General features: G+C 43.9%; 19 protein-coding genes. 5 read left to right on the top strand and 14 right to left on the bottom strand.

What is annotated here, in order from left to right; all coding sequences use genetic code 11:
* Positions 1 to 300: 300 nt before the first annotated feature.
* Positions 301 to 1,932: a Na/Pi cotransporter family protein gene (locus EL140_RS08015; RefSeq protein ID WP_000026658.1), complete on the top strand. Its 1,632-nt coding sequence runs from the start codon at positions 301 to 303 to the stop codon at positions 1,930 to 1,932.
* Positions 1,933 to 2,028: 96 nt separating this feature from the next.
* On the opposite strand, the gene EL140_RS08020 is transcribed toward EL140_RS08015, so the two are convergent.
* Entirely contained in the window at positions 2,029 to 2,325 is a 297-nt protein-coding gene (locus EL140_RS08020) for a bacteriocin immunity family protein (protein WP_000230156.1), read from the bottom strand.
* Positions 2,326 to 2,346: 21 nt separating this feature from the next.
* On the bottom strand, positions 2,347 to 3,411 hold the full coding sequence (gene pepA, locus EL140_RS08025; RefSeq protein ID WP_000209177.1) for a glutamyl aminopeptidase: 1,065 nt from the start codon (positions 3,409 to 3,411) through the stop codon (positions 2,347 to 2,349).
* A gap of 233 nt (positions 3,412 to 3,644) precedes the next feature.
* Here pepA and EL140_RS08030 point away from each other — a divergent pair, with 233 nt between their 5' ends.
* The 4 genes from EL140_RS08030 (at position 3,645) to EL140_RS08045 (ending at position 7,368) form a co-directional block, all read left to right on the top strand.
* Entirely contained in the window at positions 3,645 to 4,604 is a 960-nt protein-coding gene (locus EL140_RS08030) for an ABC transporter permease (RefSeq protein ID WP_000777213.1), read from the top strand.
* A complete protein-coding gene (locus EL140_RS08035) occupies positions 4,594 to 5,550 on the top strand; it encodes an iron chelate uptake ABC transporter family permease subunit (RefSeq protein WP_001159847.1) in 957 nt (318 codons plus the stop codon). The genes EL140_RS08030 and EL140_RS08035 overlap by 11 nt, the downstream gene beginning before the upstream one ends.
* On the top strand, positions 5,547 to 6,299 hold the full coding sequence (locus tag EL140_RS08040) for an iron ABC transporter ATP-binding protein (protein WP_000764283.1): 753 nt from the start codon (positions 5,547 to 5,549) through the stop codon (positions 6,297 to 6,299). Before EL140_RS08035 ends, EL140_RS08040 begins: the two co-directional genes overlap by 4 nt.
* A gap of 97 nt (positions 6,300 to 6,396) precedes the next feature.
* Complete coding sequence (locus tag EL140_RS08045; protein ID WP_000858275.1) at positions 6,397 to 7,368, top strand: siderophore ABC transporter substrate-binding protein; 972 nt, start codon at positions 6,397 to 6,399, stop codon at positions 7,366 to 7,368.
* A gap of 31 nt (positions 7,369 to 7,399) precedes the next feature.
* On the opposite strand, the gene yidD is transcribed toward EL140_RS08045, so the two are convergent.
* The 12 genes from yidD to treP form a co-directional block, all read right to left on the bottom strand.
* Positions 7,400 to 7,642, bottom strand: a complete 243-nt coding sequence (gene yidD, locus EL140_RS08050) for a membrane protein insertion efficiency factor YidD (RefSeq protein ID WP_000821619.1) — start codon at positions 7,640 to 7,642, stop codon at positions 7,400 to 7,402.
* Positions 7,642 to 8,364 carry a pseudouridine synthase gene (locus tag EL140_RS08055; RefSeq protein WP_001222211.1) on the bottom strand — a complete coding sequence of 241 codons (723 nt, stop codon included), beginning with the start codon at positions 8,362 to 8,364 and terminating at the stop codon, positions 7,642 to 7,644. Before EL140_RS08055 ends, yidD begins: the two co-directional genes overlap by 1 nt.
* Complete coding sequence (scpB, locus tag EL140_RS08060; RefSeq protein ID WP_000105285.1) at positions 8,351 to 8,920, bottom strand: SMC-Scp complex subunit ScpB; 570 nt, start codon at positions 8,918 to 8,920, stop codon at positions 8,351 to 8,353. The genes EL140_RS08055 and scpB overlap by 14 nt, the downstream gene beginning before the upstream one ends.
* A gap of 24 nt (positions 8,921 to 8,944) precedes the next feature.
* A complete protein-coding gene (locus EL140_RS08065; RefSeq protein ID WP_000351885.1) occupies positions 8,945 to 9,667 on the bottom strand; it encodes a segregation/condensation protein A in 723 nt (240 codons plus the stop codon).
* Positions 9,667 to 10,401: a site-specific tyrosine recombinase XerD gene (xerD, locus tag EL140_RS08070; RefSeq protein WP_282644648.1), complete on the bottom strand. Its 735-nt coding sequence runs from the start codon at positions 10,399 to 10,401 to the stop codon at positions 9,667 to 9,669. The genes EL140_RS08065 and xerD overlap by 1 nt, the downstream gene beginning before the upstream one ends.
* Positions 10,398 to 10,859, bottom strand: a complete 462-nt coding sequence (gene cbpB, locus EL140_RS08075; protein ID WP_000560697.1) for a cyclic-di-AMP-binding protein CbpB — start codon at positions 10,857 to 10,859, stop codon at positions 10,398 to 10,400. The genes xerD and cbpB overlap by 4 nt, the downstream gene beginning before the upstream one ends.
* Positions 10,856 to 11,377 (bottom strand): metallophosphoesterase, encoded by a 522-nt coding sequence (locus EL140_RS08080; protein WP_001118939.1) that lies wholly within the window; start codon positions 11,375 to 11,377, stop codon positions 10,856 to 10,858. Before EL140_RS08080 ends, cbpB begins: the two co-directional genes overlap by 4 nt.
* On the bottom strand, positions 11,353 to 12,363 hold the full coding sequence (locus tag EL140_RS08085; protein ID WP_391592434.1) for a nucleoside-triphosphate diphosphatase: 1,011 nt from the start codon (positions 12,361 to 12,363) through the stop codon (positions 11,353 to 11,355). Before EL140_RS08085 ends, EL140_RS08080 begins: the two co-directional genes overlap by 25 nt.
* The gene (gene racE, locus EL140_RS08090; protein WP_000370365.1) at positions 12,321 to 13,115 is read right to left on the bottom strand and encodes a glutamate racemase; all 795 of its coding nucleotides are present in this window, start codon (positions 13,113 to 13,115) and stop codon (positions 12,321 to 12,323) included. The genes EL140_RS08085 and racE overlap by 43 nt, the downstream gene beginning before the upstream one ends.
* 205 nt (positions 13,116 to 13,320) lie before the next feature.
* A complete protein-coding gene (locus EL140_RS08095) occupies positions 13,321 to 13,566 on the bottom strand; it encodes a YneF family protein (protein WP_000364994.1) in 246 nt (81 codons plus the stop codon).
* A gap of 145 nt (positions 13,567 to 13,711) precedes the next feature.
* Entirely contained in the window at positions 13,712 to 15,337 is a 1,626-nt protein-coding gene (gene treC, locus EL140_RS08100; protein WP_001162367.1) for an alpha,alpha-phosphotrehalase, read from the bottom strand.
* A 63-nt stretch (positions 15,338 to 15,400) separates the two neighbouring features.
* Positions 15,401 to 17,368: a PTS system trehalose-specific EIIBC component gene (gene treP / locus EL140_RS08105; protein WP_000514346.1), complete on the bottom strand. Its 1,968-nt coding sequence runs from the start codon at positions 17,366 to 17,368 to the stop codon at positions 15,401 to 15,403.
* Positions 17,369 to 17,443 lie beyond the last annotated feature (75 nt).

Consider the following 17,443-nt stretch of genomic DNA (forward strand, 5'->3'; position numbering starts at 1 on the left):
TTTACTTTTTGATAAAAAGTAACTGTTCTCAGTGCACACCACCAGAACAGGATCATCTTCATTTTATCCTATATGAAAGCGATGTCAATCTATTTAACATAAAAACTATAACTAGGATAATAATCAGTAAAATTTGGACACAATCCTATAAATCATTTCTCTTATAGGTAATCTATCTCTCATTTTAAACGAAAGTTCTTGTTTCTTATGAAAATTTCAGCTAAACACTTGTGAGATTTACTTTTATCCTTTAAAATAGAATAGGAGAAATTCCGTTATTATTTTCCGGAGGAAAAAGAAATGTCCATTAATTGGCAGGAAATTTTATTTCACTTTTTAGGAGGTCTAGGACTGTTTTTATACAGTATCAAGACCATGGGAGACGGTTTGCAACAAGCTGCTGGAGATCGCCTTCGTTTTTACATTGACAAGTACACTAGCAATCCCTTTTTAGGCGTTCTAGTCGGAATCGTCGTGACTGCCCTGATTCAGTCAAGTACGGGGGTTACAGTTATCACGGTCGGACTGGTCAGCGCTAGTCTTCTCACTCTTAGACAGGCTATCGGAATTATCATGGGAGCCAACATCGGAACCACTGTTACTTCCTTTATCATCGGTTTCAAACTAGGCGAGTATGCTTTACCCTTGATTTTCCTTGGAACTATGTTCCTCTTCTTCACAAAAAACAGAACAGCAAACAATATCGGGCGCATCCTGTTTGGTGTAGGGGGAATCTTCTACGCTCTCAACCTCATCAGTGCCGGTATGAGCCCGCTTAAAGATTTACCACAATTCAAGGAGTATATGGTAACCTTGGGTCAAAATCCTATTTTAGGAGTGGTAGCTGGTGCAGTGATTACCGTCCTCATTCAGGCCTCTTCGGCTACAATCGGGATTTTGCAAGGTCTCTATGCAGGTGGGTTCCTTGATCTTAAAGGTTCACTACCAGTTCTCTTCGGGGATAATATCGGGACAACCTTAACCGTTATCATTGCGGCAGCTGGAGCCAATGTCTCTGCAAAGCGCGTTGCGGCAACCCACGTTACCTTTAACGTTTTAGGGACTATTCTTTGCTTAATCTTATTAGGCCCCTTTACTGCTATGATCGAGTACTTCCAGGCACTCCTTCACCTCTCACCTGAGATGACCATCGCCTTCTCTCACGGTGCCTTTAACGTAAGTAACACCATTGTACAATTTCCATTCATCGGAGCCTTGGCCTACTTTGTAACCAAGCTCATCCCTGGTGAAGACGAGGTTGTCAAGTACGAGCCCCTTTATCTCGACGAGCAACTTATCCAGCAATCTCCTTCTATCGCTCTAGGAAATGCCAAAAAAGAACTCTTGCACTTGGGGAACTATGCAGCCAAAGCTTTTGACCTTTCTTATAGCTATATCATCGGTTTGGATGAAAAGGTAGCTGAAAAAGGGCACAAGACAGAGGAAGCCATCAATACCATCGATGAAAAACTCACTCGTTACCTCATCAGACTCTCAAGCGAATCCTTGAGTCAAAAGGAAAGCGAAGTCTTGACCAACATTCTGGATTCATCTCGTGATTTGGAACGGATTGGGGACCACGCAGAAGGCTTGCTCAACCTAACAGACTATCTTCAACGCAAGAATGTTCAGTTCTCTGAAGCAGCTTTAGAGGAATTAGCTGATATTTATCAAGCAACAACCGCATTCATCAAGGATGCCCTTGATAGTGTAGAAAACAATGATATTGAAAAAGCTCAAAGTCTGATTGAACGCCATAAAGAAATCAACAATATGGAACGCGTTCTCAGAAAGACCCACATCAAACGCCTTAACAAAGGTGAGTGTTCTACACAAGCTGGAGTCAACTTTATCGACATCATTTCCCACTACACTCGTGTATCTGACCATGCTATGAACCTAGCTGAAAAGGTCATCGCTGAACAAATCTAATAAACAAGAAGCTATCCTGAATGGGATGGCTTTTTCGTTTCCTCATCAAGAATTTCTTTTGGAGCATATAGAAAAATGCTTTGATTCACAATGGAATCAAAGCATTTTAAAGAGTTCTCCAAACATGATAGCAGAAACTGCAGTGCCCCTATACTTGGCTTCTTCTCTTTTGATAAAGCGCGCCAAGTTGATCAACTCAGGTGCTGGGTGTTTGGGATTGATGAGCAATTCACGGGTGACCAGTCCTGAAAGTCGGACTGCTAGTAATTGCTCATTTGTAGTAGGCAGCTTCTTAGCAGTCTCTAGGAGAGCAGCGACTAAATCGTCACTCAAGCCCTGACGGGCATGGTTGTAGAGATCTCTTATAAGGCTTTCTAGGTTTGGTTCTACCATCCCGACCAACCTCCCTTATATTTAATAATTTTTAATCAAATCAACCGTTGAGCGGTCTAATTTTTTCACCAAGGCTTGCAAGAAAGCTTGGGCTTCTAGGAAGTCATCCATCGCGTAGAGGGTTTGGTGAGAGTGGATATAACGAGCGCAGACACCGATAGTTGTAGATGGGACACCACCATTTTTCAGATGAGCTGCTCCAGCGTCTGTTCCACCTTTTCCACAATAGTATTGGTATTTGATGCCAGCTTCTTCAGCCGTTGTCAAAAGGAAATCCTTCATACCTGGTAGGAGCAAGTGACCTGGATCATAGAAACGAATCAAAGTTCCATCCCCAATCTTGCCTTGACCACCATAAACATCACCAGCAGGTGAACAATCAACTGCTAGGAAGACTTCTGGGTCAAACTTAGTTGTAGAAGTATGAGCGCCACGAAGACCAACCTCTTCTTGGACGTTCGAGCCAAGATAGAGTTCATTTCCGAGTTTTTGACCTGATAAAGCTTCAGCTAGCTCGCTTACCATGAGGACGCCGTAGCGATTGTCCCAAGCTTTTGAGATGATATTTTTTTCATTGGCTGTTAAGATCGCTGAGCTATCTGGCACGATGGTGTCACCCGGACGTATACCAAGGCTTTCTGCCTCAGCCTTGTCTGCAAACCCACCATCAAAAATGATATCTGAAATTGCTGGCATAGTTGGTCCACCTGTTCCACGTGTCAAATGTGGAGGGACAGAACCTGAGATCACTGGAATTTCACGACCGTCACGAGTAAAGAGTTTAAATCGTTGGCTGCTGACCACCATAGGGTTCCAGCCACCGATTTCAACCACACGGAAGGTTCCGTCTGGCTTAATCTCACTGACCATAAAACCAACTTCATCCATGTGAGAAGCGACCAAAACACGCGGTGCATCGACAGCTTCTGAATGCTTGATACCAAAAATACCACCCAAGCCATCTGTCACTACTTCATCCACGTGTGGTGTCAACTTTTCACGAAGATAAGCCCGGACAGGCGCTTCATGACCTGAGATTGCAGCAAGCTCTGTTACTTCTTTGATTTTTGAAAATAATGTTGTCATATCAGTTCCTTCTTTCTGTCCTCCATTTTACCACTTTTTATAGGAGAAGGATAGTAGGAAATTGGATTAGTTTTTACTAGTTTATCCTATAAAATAGAGGGATAGATATTATTTCAGGAATTTTTCTTTCTTTTTACATTAAATTGTCAGAAAATTTATTGACAGATTAAAAAAATCGTGTTACATTATCTCCAAGGGTATTTTTATACCAAATCTACATGAAAGGACGGGGCATGAAACTCTCTCATATTTTAACAGGCTTACTTCTACTCCTGGTCTTTCTCTCCATTAGTATTGGAACCAGTGATTTTTCTTGGGAAAAATTCTTTACTTTTGACCAACAGACTTGGCTTCTCTTTCAAGAGTCGCGTCTTCCAAGAACTATCAGCATTCTCCTTGCAGCCTCCAGTATGAGCATGGCAGGACTCCTCATGCAGACCATTACTCAAAACCAGTTTGCTGCTCCGAGTACAGTAGGAACGACAGAAGCTGCCAAACTGGGAATGGTGTTGAGTCTCTTTGTCTTTCCGTCTGCGAGTCTGACCCAAAAGATGCTCTTTGCTTTTGGCTCATCCATCTTATTTACCCTCTTCTTCCTAGCCTTTATGACTATTTTTTCTGTAAAGGAAAGGTGGATGTTGCCCTTGATCGGGATCATCTATAGTGGGATTATCGGTTCTGTCACAGAAGTTATCGCCTATCGTTTCAATCTGGTTCAGAGTATGACTGCCTGGACCCAGGGCTCCTTCTCCATGATTCAGACCCATCAGTATGAGTGGCTCTTCTTAGGCCTCATTATCCTAATAGCCGTTTGGAAATTATCCCAAACCTTTACCATCATGAATCTGGGCAAGGAAACCAGTGAGAGTTTGGGGATTTCTTACTCTCTACTTGAAAAACTGGCCCTCTTTCTAGTCGCGCTAACGACAAGTGTCACCATGATTACCGTGGGTGCCTTGCCTTTTCTCGGGGTCATCGTTCCCAATCTTGTCCGCAAGCGCTATGGAGATAATCTAAGTCAAACCAAACTCATGGTCGCTCTGGTCGGTGCCAATCTAGTTTTGGCCTGTGACATCCTCTCTCGAGTCTTGATTCGGCCCTATGAGCTGTCTGTCAGTCTCATTCTAGGAATCATCGGTAGTCTCGCCTTTATCCTACTTCTATGGAGAGGGGGACAAAAAGATGCAGTTTAAAAGCAAACACACTAAGCTCTTCTGGCTTCTCATTATTCTGGCCATCGGAGCTTGTCTCCTCTACTTTTGGCCCATCACTAACCTGTCTGCCTTTGCCTGGAAGCTGCGTTCCCAAAAAATCATCGTTTATCTCTTGGTAGCCATCGCGACTGGAATTTCGACCATTAATTTTCAAACCCTGACGGAAAATCGCTTTCTGACGCCAAGTATTTTGGGAATCGAATCCTTCTATGTCTTGCTACAGACCCTGCTACTGATATTTGAAAGCAAATTTCTACAGCTTGGAAAGTCTCCTGTCTTAGAATTTCTAATCTTGCTTCTGCTTCAATCCCTCTTCTTTCTCGCCTTACAAGGTTACTTGAAGACGCTGATGAAGCAAGATCTGGTCTTCATTCTGCTAATCTGCCTAGCCCTCGGAAGTCTCTTTCGAAATATCAGTACCTTCCTCCAAGTTCTGATGGATCCAAATGAATACGATAAACTGCAGAACAGTCTCTTTGCCTCCTTTCAGCATCTCAACACTTCCATCCTAGCCATCGGTTCTCTGATCATCCTTGCTTTGACAATCTTTTTCTTTCGAAAAGCAGTCGTTCTGGATGTCTTGCACCTGCAAAGAGAAACGGCTCAGATACTGGGACTCGATGTTGAAAAAGAACAGAGAGAACTCCTCTGGGGCATCGTGCTCTTGACCTCAACAGCCACTGCCTTGGTAGGGCCTATGGCCTTCTTTGGCTTTATGCTAGCCAATCTCACTTACCTGATTGTCAAAGATTATCGGCACAAGTTGCTCTTTATCCTAGCCATTCTGATTGGATTTATTAGCTTAACCTTGGGGCAAGCCCTCATCGAACGAGTCTTTGCGCTGGAAATTCGCATCAGCATGATCATCGAGAGTGTGGGTGGTCTCTTATTCTTTATCTTACTTTACAGGAGGGCCCGTCGGTGAAACTGGAAAACATTGACAAATCCATTCAAAAACAGGATATTTTGCAAGACATTTCCCTTGAAGTCAGTCCTCAGAAACTGACAGCCTTCATTGGTCCAAATGGTGCTGGAAAATCAACTCTTCTCTCCATCATGAGCAGACTGACCAAGAAAGATCAGGGAATCCTCAGTATCAAAGGGCGTGAAATCGAGAGTTGGAATTCGCAAGAACTAGCCAAAGAGCTCACCATCCTAAAGCAGAAGATCAATTACCAAGCCAAATTGACTGTAGAAGAATTGGTCAGCTTTGGACGTTTTCCCTACAGCCGTGGTCGACTGAAGGCAGAAGACTGGGAAAAAATCCGAGAAACTCTGGACTATCTGGAACTGACAAACTTAAAAGACCGCTACATCGATAGTCTGTCTGGTGGACAGTTGCAACGTGTTTTTATCGCTATGGTACTGGCCCAAGATACAGACTTTATCTTGCTAGACGAACCGCTCAATAATCTCGATATCAAGCAAAGTGTCAGCATGATGCAGATACTTCGGCGACTGGTGGAGGAACTAGGGAAGACCATTATCATCGTCCTCCACGATATCAACATGGCTAGCCAGTATGCGGATGAAATTGTTGCCTTTAAAGACGGTCAAGTCTTTTGCAAGGGAACGACTGCTCAAATCATGCAGGCTGACCTGCTCAGTCAACTCTATGAGATTCCCATCACGCTCGCGGATATCAATGGCAAAAAGATCTGTATCTATAGCTAGCTATTCTGAACTCATGTTAGAGAACCCTCTGTCTCTTAGCTAACAAGTCTATCTAAGAGACCCCTACATCGTTACTATATTTTAAAAAGGAGAAATCATGAAAACATCCCTTAAACTTTATCTCACTGCCCTAGCTGCCAGCTTCTTGCTCTTACTTGGTGCATGTAGTACAAATACAAACTCAAGCACTAGCCAGACAGAGACAAGTAGCTCTGCTCCAACAGAGATAACCATTAAAAGTTCACTAGATGAGGTCAAACTTTCAAAGGTTCCTGAAAAGATTGTGACCTTTGACCTCGGTGCTGCGGATACTATTCGCGCTTTAGGTTTTGAAAAGAATATCGTCGGAATGCCTACAAAAACTGTTCCGACCTACCTAAAAGATCTTGCAGGAAATGTCAACAATATGGGTTCCATGGTTGAGCCAGACCTAGAAGCCATTGCTGCTCTTGAGCCGGATTTGATTATCGCTTCTCCACGTACCCAAAAATTCGTAGACAAATTCAAAGAAATCGCTCCAACCGTACTCTTCCAAGCGAGCAAGGACGACTACTGGACTTCTACCAAGTCTAATATCGAATCTCTAGCAAGCGCCTTTGGTGAAACTGGTACACAGAAAGCCAAAGAAGAATTGGCAAACCTGGATAAGAGTATCCAAGAAGTCGCTACTAAAAACGAAAGTTCTGACAAAAAAGCCCTTGCTATCCTCCTCAATGAAGGAAAAATGGCTGCCTTTGGTGCCCAATCTCGTTTCTCTTTCTTGTACCAAACTTTGAAATTCAAGCCAACTGACACCAAATTTGAAGACTCTCGCCATGGCCAGGAAGTCAGCTTTGAAAGTGTCAAAGAAATCAATCCTGACATCCTCTTTGTCATCAACCGCACCCTTGCCATTGGTGGGGACAACTCTAGCAACGATGGCGTCCTAGAAAATGCCCTCATCGCTGAAACTCCTGCCGCTAAAAATGGTAAAATTATCCAACTAACACCAGACCTCTGGTATCTAAGTGGCGGCGGTCTTGAATCAACTAAACTCATGATTGAAGACGCTCAAAAAGCTTTGAAATAAGCAAGAAAACCCAACATCACCTGATGTTGGGTTATTTTTTTTCTTGATTTCGTCTGAGGGAAAAGTGGTCTGGGACGGGATCTTTTCCTATTGGCGACCAAGGATGGCATCGGAAAATTCGAGCCAAGCCCATCAGAACACCCTTGAAGCCATGTTTTTCAATAGCCTGAATCATGTAGTTGGAACAAGTCGGCTCAAAGCGACAAGAAGGTGGAAAGGCTGGGGAGATAAAACGTTGGTAAAAGCGTACTGGCGCTATTAAGATGCGTTTCATTATTTCTTGGTTACAGCCATAGTGTGTAGTTGGCTGATTTCTTTTTTATTAAGGCGACGGGATTCTCCTGGACGAAGACCTGTCAAGTCTAGGTGTCCAAAACGTGTCCGAGACAACTTATCCACTTGAAGACCGACAGCTTCAAACATCTTTTTAACCTGATGGTTACGTCCTTCATGGATGGTCAACTGTACCACAGAGCGATTTTTAACTGGATCCACTTTGAGAATTTCATAAACAGCTGGCTTGGTTTTCTTGCCATCAATCTCAAGACCGCGGGTCAAGGGGCGGAGATTGTCCTTATTAGCCACACCTTTAACACGCGCGACATAGACCTTGTCAATCTCATTACGGGGGTGAATCATTTCATCTGTAAAGTCCCCATCATTGGTCAAAATCAAGACACCTGATGTATCCCAGTCCAAACGTCCCACAGGGTAAATGCGTTCTTTGACATTAGGCAAGAGATCCACAACAGTCTTGCGGCCCTTATCATCTGTCACACTGGAAATCACTCCGCGTGGTTTATTGAGCAAGTAGTAGACCTTTTCTTCGTTGTAGATAGGCTGGCCTTCAACTTCAACCTTATCACCAGCCTTGATAGTCGTTGCGAGTTCACGTACCACTTGGCCGTTGACGGTTACCAAGCCTTGCTTGATCAACTCTTCTGCTTTTCTCCTACTGGCCACACCTGCGTGGGCAATATATTTATTGATTCTCATCTTCTTCTATCCTTTCACCAAATAATTGGCTTTCTTGAGCTTGAATCTCAAGCTCATCAATCACTGGCAGTTCTTCCAAATGGTTAATCCCCATGTAATCTAGGAAATAATCCGTAGTCACATAGAGATTAGGGCGGCCCAAAACTTCTTTTTTCCCATCTTCTCTTATCAATTCAAAAGCTTGTAGCTTAGCTAGAGCTCCACTAGAATTGACCCCACGAATAGCATCAATCTCAATTCGGGTAATCGGTTGCTTGTAGGCAATGATGGACAAGGTCTCAAGGGCAGCCCGAGACAAGCTCTGGTTGATGGGTGCCTTGGAGTATTCCTTCAAAATCGCTGCAAATTGAGGCTTGGTGACCAATCTGTATGCACCACCTGTCTCGATCAGGGACAAGCTCGAATCTTGGTCTTTTTCATACTTCTGGGCTAATTTTTCTAAACTCTGTTGGATGCCTGTCGGTGGCAGAGAGAGGAGTTCAGCCAACTGACGGACCCGAATCCCATCTTCACCTGCTACAAACAAGAGCGCTTCTATTTCTGCTAAAGTACTCATCTTTCCTCTCTATCAAGTCTAGCTTTATGCCTCTTGATTTTCTTCCTTCTTTTCCATGAGATAGATATCTCCGAAACTCTCCTCTTGCACGAGGATTAATTCCTGAGTTTTGATTAACTCTAAGGTCGCCAAAAAGAGGGTAATGACCTCTTGGACATTCTGGGCTTCCTTGAACAAATCCTGCAAGCGCAACTGGTCTCGTTCAGTCAAGGACTCTTTTACGATGACCATCATGTCCTCAATCTTATACTCATCGCGCAGGATGGTCGTGTGGTTCTGAGCGAACTCCTCTTTTTTCTTGGCTAGGATATTTGAAAAAGCCAAAAAGAGGTCAATGGTCGTCTTGTCATGTACAAGCTCTGCATCTTCGTAAATCAACTCTGTCGGCGCTTTGGAATAGTACTGAGCCCGATCTTGGTGCTTAGCCTCCAAGTGCTCACCCAGGAGTTTGAACTTGCGGTATTCTTCGATTTGGGAGAGAAGGTCCTGCTCCAGGTCATCCTCTAAGTCTGTCACTTCTGCTACCTTTGGCAAGAGCTTGCGGCTCTTGATCAGCATCAGCTGACTGGCCATAACCATATACTCGCCCGTTACTTCCAGACGCATGGCCTGCAGAGTTGAGACATAGGCTAGATACTGTTCGATAACTTCTGTAATGGGCACATCGTAGATATCCATCTGGTACTTAGAAACCAAGTGCAAGAGTAAGTCCAGTGGCCCTTCAAAATCTTTTAATTTAATATCCATTATCTATATTTTTCTAAGGTCAGGACTGTTTTTAATCCTAATTTTTTTGCAATTTCGTACAAATCGACCTTGTTTTCTATCTGTCTTAGAATGAACTGTTCCCGTAGGGCTTGGGCTGATAGTTCTGGGAAACCTTTCTCCTTGACAAAGGACTCCAGCTGACGAAAGGCCCACTGACGAGAATAGGCTTTCCCTCCCCTTTCAAAGAGATAGGTCTGCCCCATTAAGGGTTCTAGCTCTGGAATCAAGGTCGTAGGTATGGTGACAATCCTCTGTTGGGAAGCCTTGCTGATTCTCAACACTTGAAAATCCAGATTGATATCTGCAACCTTGAGGGCTAAAATCTCACTTGGCAAGAGCCCTATTTCCAAGATAAGAAGCGCCAGCAAGCGTCCTTCTGGATAATTACTTTCCTGCCAAAAAGAGTCTAGATCTAGAATCTCTGGCTTTTCAGTCTTCTTTTCAGCTTGTTTGGCTAATTCCAGACGGTAAAAACTGTCCACTTCTCCTTTTCGATAGAGAAAGTAGAGAAATTGGTTGCAGGCCGAAAGTTTTCGCTTCTGGGCGCTAATTTTTAGATTGGCTAGCTGGCCTTGGTAAATCTTAAGACTGGTCTCAGAAATCCGCTCACCCACAATGTCTAAAAATTGCTCCAGATCATACTTATAGGACTGCTTGGAATTGGCAGACAAGCCCTGTTTTTCCTCTAAAAAGTCTGAAATCCTATCTCTCATTTGCATCGAATCTCATATTCCTTACTAAAGTCATGCAAAAGGGCATTGACAGCCTTGAGGATGGACTTGCGCGTGATGATTCCTTGGAAAATTCCTTCACCATCTACCACTGGCAAGAAGGGTTCATCCACCAGTTTATGGAGGACCTCTGTGATGTTATAGTCTGGAGCGACGACTGCCACATCTGTCTTGGTCATATTGACGATGTCTGTCGTTGCCATCTGCTCATCCGTCAAACCTTGCTCCATTTGATAAGCCAAAATGTCCCTCAGACCAATGGTTCCAACAAAGCGTTTGTCAAAGGTCACAACAGGGATACGGGTATAGGTGATTTGGCTCAGCACCAAAATTGCATGGTCAGCGTTATGGGTATCAATCAAGGCTGCTAGATTCTCAGCAGGGGTAAGAAAAGTCTCTTCCTGCTCCAATAAAAATGCTTCAAATTCCTTGGCAATCATCGAGCAAACTCCTTGGACAAGCCTGGATAAACCTCATGGTCACGTGTCAAAAAGTCTACTTTAAAATAGCTGTCATCAATCTCCACTCGAGCATAGAGACATTCTCTGATAGTCCCTCGTGGTTGGCTGATGGAGCCTGGATTTAGAAAAAGAGTCTTGCCTTCCATCCAAGCATTTGGCACATGCAAGTGACCATAGAGACAGATATCGGCATCTTCTTCCTGAGCCCAGTAGTCCAACTTTTGAAAGTTGAAATTGATGTCAAACAAGTGTCCATGCGTCTGGATGATCTTAGTGGGACCAAGTTGAGTCACCAACCGTTCTGGGTAGCCAGCATAAAAGTCCATATTTCCTTTGACGACATGAATGCCTTCCCAGAGCGGAGAGTCTGGACGGAGTTCTGAGTCACCATCGTGAAAAATGGCATCAACTTTCCCCAGATAACGATCACGAATTTCTTCCACAATCAAGCTATCGCCATGGGAATCACTCATTACAATGATGGTTTGCTTTGCCATGATGGAAATACCTCCAAAAGTTTCTTAACGGCTAAGGCACGGTGGGATTGGCTATTTTTTTCTTCAAGGGTTAATTCAGCTGCTGACTTACCTGTCTCTCCCACAAGGAAGAGCGGATCATAACCAAAGCCATTTTCACCCTTGGGTTCAAAGTTGATATAACCTGGCCAGTCAGCTTCAACCACCAAGCTTTCCTTGTTTGGACTAGCTACGACTAGGGTTGTGTGGAATTGAGCCGAACGGTCCTTGAGTTCAAAGACCATGGCCAATTCGTGCAAGAGTTTGGCATTGTTTTCACGGTCGGTTGCTCCCACACCTGCAAAACGGGCTGACCAGACTCCTGGCAAACCGCCGAGGACATCGACTTTGAGACCTGAGTCATCTGCTAGCACCATCTTGCCTGTTAATTGGGAAATGGTTTCTGCCTTGAGGCGGGCATTTTCTTCAAAGGTCATACCTGTTTCAGCTACTTCAGGCAAATCTGGATAGTCATTGAGATTTTCCACATCGTAGCCTAACTTGTCAAAGATAGCTCGGAATTCCTTGGTCTTTCCTTCGTTACGAGTCGCAATGAGCAGAGTTTCTCTGACCTTGCTAGTTTCAAAGAAGGTTTCCACTTCAACTCCTTCTTTAGGCAATTCGACATGCAAAAGCTGTCCATTTTCAATCAAGAGCAGGGCACCCTGACGTTGGATGACTTCTAGATTGCGGCCTGCTTCAGCATTTAAAATCTCAACGATAAAGGAGAGCAGACGGAAGTTAGAAGACCAGCGCATCACCGTTATCGTAATCGGAAAGCCATTTTCCTCGTCACGAAAAATCCGCGCTAAATCCATAAAATCAAGCTCGAGAGAATCTTTGATAAGGCTATAGATGCCTCCATAGACATCCCAGACACCGACATACCAGTCCTGGTCATCCTTGTATTCATAAATTTTATTTGTCATAATGTTACATGCTCCACATGAATCTCTTTTTCCAGCCATTCTTCCCCAATCTGGGCAAAACTTTGGCTACTGGCTGTTGTGTAAAAACGATGTTGAAGAGGCCCCGCATCTCGGCTACGATTGATTTCAAAATAGTTCAGTAAAACCGAGATATCCCGTACACACTCTGCTCCACTATCGATGAGTTTTACATCTGGTCCCATGACATTTTGGATGATGGAGCGAAGGAGCGGGTAATGGGTACAACCCAGAATCAAGCTATCCACCTTGCCGACCAAGGGACGCAGGGTTTCATAAACCACTTTCTTGGTTACACTAGTTGATAAGGCACCAGATTCAACCAAGGGGGCAAACTTGGGACAGGCCAAACTTTCCACCTGTAAGTCTGGATCCAAATCATGGATTTTCTGACGGTAGATGTCTGATTGTACCGTCATGGGAGTTCCAATCACCCCGATTTTCCCACCTTGACTGGACTTGATAGCTGCCGAAGCTCCTGGCAAAATCACACCTAGAACGGGAATGTCTAGTTTGGCCTTGATTTCTTCCCAGACGACCGCAGTCGCAGTATTACAAGCAATGACAATCATCTTGACATCCTTGGTCAAGAGAAAGTTGACCAACTGCCAAGTATATTCACGAATTTGCTCAGCAGGGCGGGGACCATAGGGTGCCCGTGCCGAATCTCCAATATAGACGATTTCTTCATGGGGAAGCTGGCGCATGAGCTCACGAACAACAGTCAAGCCCCCGACACCCGAATCCAAAAAACCAATTGGTCGATTATCCATACAGTCTTCTTTCTAGTCTTTTTTCTGATTGATAGTTCATCATGATTCCTTGTCCTGAACGATCGGATAGACAGCTTGATAAAATGTCAACTTCCTCTCTCTTAATCATAATCAAATATCAATAGAATGCAAGGAAAAAGTCTTATCATTGAGAACTATTGAACATAGTGAGAAGTCTGGAACTTTCATCCCAGACTTTTCCTATTTATTTCTTTTTATTGTTAGCAAGGGCTGCTTTTTGTTGGCGGATGATTTGGTGGTAAACTTGTTGTACCTTGGCTTCGCTTGGTTTTTGACCATTTGCGCTCAAAAGAGCACGAACTGCCTCAGCGTTCAAACGTGGGTTGTCCGCAAATTCTTTTTCGATTTGCTTACGAACCAAGTACATCCCTCCAAGAGCTCCTCCTAGAAAAGCTAGCACAATCAAGACAATCTCTAAAAGTAAATCCATTCTTTTTCTCCTGTTTCTTTTTGAGTCTTCTATATTATACCATAAAGTGACTTTCCTGACTAGTTTGTTTTACGCTTTCAAGAAGGGCAATAGGCGACAAAAAAAGGAGCCCTGCATTTCAATGAAAGAGAGCTCCTTGCTGCGTTTAATTTACATAAATAGCCAGTGTTTGATACGGTTTGAGCAGAATTTTTTCTGATACTTCTACATCTTCATAGTTTGAAATCAGAATCTGTCCATTTTGGTAGACCACTGGCAAGTCGATTTCCACTTCTGTGGCATAAAAGTTATTGAGCACCAATAACTTTTCATCCTCATACTGACGTTCAAAGGCATAGACTTGCTTACTATCTTCAAAGGCTGGTTTGTAGCTTCCTTCTGAAATGATCGGCATTTCCTTACGAAGTCGAATCAAGTCTTGGTAGAAGATGAAAATTGGGCCTTGGATGTCATTTTCTACGTTGATATCTTTATAGGATTTACCAGCTTTCAACCATGGAGTGCCTGTTGAAAATCCTGCATTTTCTGAAGCATCCCACTGCATGGGAATGCGTGAATTATCTCGTGACTTGGCCTGAATAATCTGGAAGGCTTCTTGCTCACTTTTCCCTTCTTTTAAGAGCATCTGATAAGCATTGATGGACTCGACATCCACATAGTCAGCCATGGAATCATAGTCTGGGTCAATCATTCCGATTTCCTCGCCCATGTAGATATAAGGTGTCCCACGTGACAGGTGAATGCTGGCAGCCAGCATAGTCGCCCCTTCATTGCGGAAATGTTGAATATCGACAAAACGATTCAAAGCTCGTGGTTGGTCGTGATTGTTCCAAAAGAGGGCGCTCCAGCCGTTTTTATCACTCATTTCCTTGCCCCAGCTATGGTAAAGACTTTTCAACTCTTCAAAGTCAAAGGGAGCTAAAGTCCACTTCTGTCCGTCCTTGTAGTCCACCTTGAGATGATGGAAATTAAAGGTCATGGATAATTCTTGACGGTCAGGTGACGAATAGAGGACACAGTTTTCCATGGTGGTCGAGGACATTTCCCCAACTGTCATAAAGCTATCGTCAGATCCAAAAGTAGCTTGGTTCATCATACGCAAATAGTCATGAACAATGGGCTTGTCTGTGTAAGCTGGCTTGCCTTCATTTTCTGGGCAATCCACTAAGACCTCATCCTTGCCGATCAAATTGATCACATCAAATCGGAAACCCTTGACACCCTTGTCCCGCCAGAAGTTGACCACTTTGAACAACTCTTTGCGGACATTGGGATTGCGCCAGTTAAGATCTGCCTGAGTCTCATCAAAGAGGTGGAGATAATATTTCCCTGTCTCCCCGAAAGGTGCCCAAGCAGAGCCACCAAACTTAGAAATCCAGTCTGTCGGTTGATCTTGGATGAAGAAAAAGTCTTGGTAATACTTATCACCGGCCAGGGCTTTCTGAAACCATTCATGCTCGGTCGAACAATGATTGAGCACCATATCTAACATAAAGTCAATCTTGTGCTCTTTACCAACACGCACCATCTCTTCAAAATCAGCCATATCACCAAAAAGGGGATCCACAGCCATATAATCTGAAATATCATAACCATTATCCCGCTGAGGACTTGGATAGAATGGATTGAGCCAGACCATATCCACACCTAGCTTGGCTAAATAGGGGATTTTTTCGATAATCCCACGGAAATCTCCAATGCCATTTCCAGTGGTGTCTTTGTATGATTTTGGATAGATTTGATAGACTACTTTTCTTTTATCAAGTGCCATCTGTTTCTCCTTTTCCGATAAAAGGGAGGAACCTGTGTTCCTTCCCTATTTGTGCTATTTTAATTAGATCCGTGTTGCAAGCATGAGCGGTTGACCAGCTTGAATGATCGTCGGATAAGTTCCAGTGATAGTCGCTGTATAAGCATCTTGGTTGGTGATGATAACAGGAGTTTCTGTTACGAGACCCGCAGCCTTAATGACATCCATATCAAAACGAATCAATTTCTGACCTACTGTGACATGGTCTCCTTGGGCTACAAGACTTTCAAATCCTTTGCCATCAAGACCTACTGTATCCATACCGATGTGGATGAGTAATTCCACTCCCTCATCAGAGACAATACCGATGGCATGCTTGGTAGGGAAAAGAACCGTCACTGTCCCATTGACTGGAGAAGTTAACTCACCTTGGCTTGGTTCAATAACCAAACCTTGTCCCATGACACCTGATGCAAAAACAGGGTCCGTCGCTTGACTCAATTCTTTCACTCGACCAGCAAGTGGGCTGACAATTTCTACTGGAGCATGGGTTACTGGCTCGTGAGTCACAAATTCTGCTTCTTCTTGGGCAACGAATTCTGCCTGCAAGGCTGTATCGTCCTCTGTTTTTGTAAAGAAGCCTGCCTTACGGAAGAAGAAAGTCAAGAGCATTGGTACAACAATAGCAACTAGCATGGTTCCTGCAAACGGCAGCATGTATTGAGGTTGAATAGAGAGGATACCTGGCAAACCACCGATACCAATAGAAGCCGCAGTTACATTGAAAGTAACGGACAACATCCCTGCAAGGGCTGAACCAATCATCCCAGCTACAAATGGATAGATGTATTTGACATTGACCCCAAAGAGGGCTGGTTCTGTAACACCGAGATAGGCTGAAATGGTTGCAGGAAGTGAAATCTGAGCCTCACGCTCATCATGACGATGCATGAAATAATAGGCAAATACGGCTGAACCTTGGGCAATATTAGAAAGAGCAATCATTGGCCAAAGGGCAGTTCCGCCAGCATCCGCAATCAATTGTGTATCGATGGCATTGGTCATATGATGCAAACCAGTGATGACAAATGGAGCGTAGAGGGCACCAAAAATCGCACCGAAGAGCCATTTAACTGGACCCGTCAAACCTGCCAAGACAACTGCAGAGAGTCCTTGCCCAATTGTCCAACCGATTGGTCCCAAGACAGTATGAGCCAAAATCAAGGCCGGAATCAATGACAAGAAAGGTACAAAAATCATGGAAATGACTTCTGGGATATGCTTACGCCAGAAAATTTCCAAATATGCCAAACTCAATCCTGCTAATAAAGCTGGAATAACTTGGGCTTGATAACCGATACGATTAACAGTAAAGTAGCCAAAATTCCATACCCAGTTGGCTGCGATTTCTGATGCAGGTGTTGAAGCTACTGCATAGGCATTGAGCAACTGAGGTGAAACCAAACAGATCCCGAGAACAATTCCCAAGATTTGGCTGGTTCCCATCTTACGAGAGACAGACCAGGTAATCCCTACTGGCAAGAACTGGAAGATCGCTTCACCAGGCAACCAGAGGAAGTGATTAACCCCTGCCCAAAACTGAGAGGATTCTGTGATGGTCTTACCATCCAACATCGACCAATGCACACCTTCAAGAACATTACGGAAACCGAGGATCAACCCTCCGACAATCAGGGCTGGAATAATCGGTGTAAAGATTTCCGCCAGAGTGGTCATAACACGTTGGACCACGTTTTGATTGCTCTTAGCTGCGGACTTGGCTGCTTCTTTGGAAACACCCTCAATGCCTGAAACAGCTGTAAAATCATTATAAAAAATCGGCACGTCATTCCCAATAATCACCTGAAATTGACCCGCATTTGTAAAGGTCCCTTTGACGGCTGGAATCGACTCGATGACCTTGACATTGGCCTTCTTTTCGTCTCCGAGAACAAAGCGCATCCGTGTCGCACAGTGGGTGACGGCAGTAACATTCTCCTTACCTCCAATCGCTTGAAGCAGATCTTTGGCTTCTTGTTCAAATTTTCCCATTTGATTCTCCTTATATTTGTCAAAGCAAGCTTGACTTGATAGCTCTATTGTAAACGATACCAAACTTGTATGCAA

Source organism: Streptococcus oralis ATCC 35037, assembly GCF_900637025.1.
Taxonomy (GTDB): domain Bacteria; phylum Bacillota; class Bacilli; order Lactobacillales; family Streptococcaceae; genus Streptococcus; species Streptococcus oralis.

Coding starts and splice junctions, on each gene's coding strand:
- EL140_RS08015 (WP_000026658.1), top strand. CDS start 301: ATGTCCATTAATTGGCAGGAAATTTTATTTCACTTTTTAGGAGGTCTA.
- EL140_RS08020 (WP_000230156.1), bottom strand. CDS start 2,325: ATGGTAGAACCAAACCTAGAAAGCCTTATAAGAGATCTCTACAACCAT.
- pepA (WP_000209177.1), bottom strand. CDS start 3,411: ATGACAACATTATTTTCAAAAATCAAAGAAGTAACAGAGCTTGCTGCA.
- EL140_RS08030 (WP_000777213.1), top strand. CDS start 3,645: ATGAAACTCTCTCATATTTTAACAGGCTTACTTCTACTCCTGGTCTTT.
- EL140_RS08035 (WP_001159847.1), top strand. CDS start 4,594: ATGCAGTTTAAAAGCAAACACACTAAGCTCTTCTGGCTTCTCATTATT.
- EL140_RS08045 (WP_000858275.1), top strand. CDS start 6,397: ATGAAAACATCCCTTAAACTTTATCTCACTGCCCTAGCTGCCAGCTTC.
- yidD (WP_000821619.1), bottom strand. CDS start 7,642: ATGAAACGCATCTTAATAGCGCCAGTACGCTTTTACCAACGTTTTATC.
- EL140_RS08055 (WP_001222211.1), bottom strand. CDS start 8,364: ATGAGAATCAATAAATATATTGCCCACGCAGGTGTGGCCAGTAGGAGA.
- scpB (WP_000105285.1), bottom strand. CDS start 8,920: ATGAGTACTTTAGCAGAAATAGAAGCGCTCTTGTTTGTAGCAGGTGAA.
- EL140_RS08065 (WP_000351885.1), bottom strand. CDS start 9,667: ATGGATATTAAATTAAAAGATTTTGAAGGGCCACTGGACTTACTCTTG.
- xerD (WP_282644648.1), bottom strand. CDS start 10,401: ATGAGAGATAGGATTTCAGACTTTTTAGAGGAAAAACAGGGCTTGTCT.
- cbpB (WP_000560697.1), bottom strand. CDS start 10,859: ATGATTGCCAAGGAATTTGAAGCATTTTTATTGGAGCAGGAAGAGACT.
- EL140_RS08080 (WP_001118939.1), bottom strand. CDS start 11,377: ATGGCAAAGCAAACCATCATTGTAATGAGTGATTCCCATGGCGATAGC.
- EL140_RS08085 (WP_391592434.1), bottom strand. CDS start 12,363: ATGGCTGGAAAAAGAGATTCATGTGGAGCATGTAACATTATGACAAAT.
- racE (WP_000370365.1), bottom strand. CDS start 13,115: ATGGATAATCGACCAATTGGTTTTTTGGATTCGGGTGTCGGGGGCTTG.
- EL140_RS08095 (WP_000364994.1), bottom strand. CDS start 13,566: ATGGATTTACTTTTAGAGATTGTCTTGATTGTGCTAGCTTTTCTAGGA.
- treC (WP_001162367.1), bottom strand. CDS start 15,337: ATGGCACTTGATAAAAGAAAAGTAGTCTATCAAATCTATCCAAAATCA.
- treP (WP_000514346.1), bottom strand. CDS start 17,368: ATGGGAAAATTTGAACAAGAAGCCAAAGATCTGCTTCAAGCGATTGGA.